General features: G+C 37.1%; 1 protein-coding gene. It reads right to left on the bottom strand.

What is annotated here, in order from left to right:
- Positions 1-1,193, bottom strand: a 1,193-nt coding sequence (gene ltrA, locus N9I19_RS24715; RefSeq protein ID WP_317779328.1) for a group II intron reverse transcriptase/maturase, incomplete at its 3' end; no start/stop codon positions are given.
- Positions 1,194-1,494 lie beyond the last annotated feature (301 nt).

The raw sequence follows: 1,494 nt of genomic DNA on the forward strand, positions 1-1,494 counted from the left end.
CATTTAAATAGTAAGTATTCGAGTCTCTCTTTGAAGTTGTTAACCATTTGTATGTTATCGGTCATACAATAATAGTTGTAATAACCTATGAGTGAGCGTTTAAATCTATCCATGATCGTATGAATATCTTTATTTCTATTAATCTTCAACCATTCTTTGGATTCTTTTAGTTTACCTTGGACTTTCTTATTACTAGATTTCCGTTTCACTCGAAATTTCCCTTGTTTGCTTTTCCCGCAATAATGAGTAAACCCTAGGAAATCAAAGGTATCCGGTTTATTGCTCCCATCTCGCTTTGCATTATTTTCTGCAAACCTTCCAAAGGGTATAATTTTCGTTTTATCCTCGGCTATCTCCAAGTTAAACTTCTTCAATCTAAGCTTTACTGAATGGAAAAATTGCTGAGCTTCACTTTTATGTTGAAAACAACAAACAAAGTCATCTGCATATCTTACTATGTAGGCCTGCCCTTTACATTGTTTCCTAACCACTTTCTCAAACCATAAGTCGAGAACGTAATGGAGATATACATTCGCTAATATCGGAGATATTACTCCACCTTGCGGTGTACCGTTATCTGTTTTGTACTTTTTACCTTCCTCCATGTATCCACCTTTAAGAAACCTGCTGATTATTCTCAGTAGGTTAGGGTCGGTGACTCGGAGGTCCAGGAACTCCATCATCCACTTGTGGTCAACGTTGTCAAAGAAACCTTTGATATCTACATCCACTACATAGCTTACTGATTTCTTTTCAATATAATGGTTCAGTATTTTCAGCGCATCATGGCAGTTTCTATTCGGACGGAAACCAAATGAACAAGCTAGGAAGTCATTTTCATAGATAGTATTTAGTATTTTTGTAATGCTTTTTTGTACAATTTTATCCTCATGTTCCGGTATCCCCAAAGGCCTTTTCTTGGTTGAATTGAGTTTTGGGATATACATCCTTCTTACTGGAACAGGGCGATAACTTTTGCTTTTAAGCCTACTTACTAAATCCTTTATATTTTCTTCCAAGTTTTCGCTGTATTGTTCTTTAGTCGTTCCGTTAACACCAGTAGCCTTTTTATTAGGTAGTTCATGATGACATTGTGTTAGCGATTGCTCATTTAATAAATGCGCAAGAGATGTAAATTTCATTTCAGGCTCAGATTTTGCTAATTCTGCTATCCTTAGTAGTTTTGTTTCCATTTATAATACCTACCTCTGTGTGTAGTAAATGTTTCCCTAGTAAGGGTGATAACTGGTAGCTAGCCTTCCCTCCATCGGCATTACCCAATTTCATTGGTACTACGCTGCTATCCGACTCCCTACACGGCATTTGGTTTCCTTACTTGTTATCGCTTGTACACCATACTCTTCAATAAAATAGAAAAGACCGGAAGGGTCTCCCGAGTTGCCGCATCATATCAATGTATAACGTGCCAAGGTCTCTGACTCCAGAGAGGTTTTATCCTTCTTGCCTTTAACGAAGAATAAAATGTAGCTTTCT

This window comes from Peribacillus sp. CSMR9 (genome assembly GCF_033141925.1).
Classification (GTDB): domain Bacteria; phylum Bacillota; class Bacilli; order Bacillales; family DSM-1321; genus Peribacillus; species Peribacillus simplex_A.